At 57.8% G+C, this 510-nt stretch carries 1 protein-coding gene; it reads right to left on the bottom strand.

Annotation, left to right across the window (positions count from 1 at the left end; all coding sequences use genetic code 11):
- Window positions 1-113: 113 nt before the first annotated feature.
- The coding region (locus RSSM_RS20705; RefSeq protein WP_236621277.1) for a hypothetical protein at window positions 114-510 on the bottom strand (397 nt) is incomplete at its 5' end.

Here is a 510-nt window from a genome sequence, read left to right as displayed (position 1 = left end):
TTAAACGAAGCGAGTGATGTCAGAACTATGAGAGATTCTACCACCGGAGGGAGGTTTGAACAAACGACAGCGGTGTGCCGAAGGCCTAGCGTAAAAACCATGTTGTCGGACCGTCAGAGCCACCGACCGATTGTCCGCTCCCAAACGAATAGCGGAACCGATACGCCCGTGTTGTTCGCTCGGAATTGCGCAGTGATGACGCGCTCGTTCGCGTCGAGGTCGAGCATTAGTTGCCCGCTGGTGGACGCCCAATCAACGCCACCGCCTTTCGTTGACGGCATTAAGGCGTCGCGAATGACTACGACGCCGTCGTACCATCCGGGGGCGGAACCGACGATCTGCGTGGCATCACGAACAGACATTCCGGGCGTAATCGCGTCAGCCATAGAGCTGTCGAGGCGCAGTGTTGGGACGAAACACATGATGGCGATTGATGCGACGACAACGCCCGCAATCCGTGCAAGCAGGCGACGTTTGGATCGCGGTTGACTCTCCATGGGTAGGTCCGAC

Origin of the sequence: Aporhodopirellula sallentina SM41 (genome assembly GCF_000346505.1) — a bacterium.
In the GTDB taxonomy this organism is placed as follows: Bacteria; Planctomycetota; Planctomycetia; order Pirellulales; family Pirellulaceae; genus Rhodopirellula; species Rhodopirellula sallentina.
The sequence above is the reverse complement of the archived record's forward strand: the minus strand, read 5'-3'. Positions and strand labels throughout refer to the sequence as shown.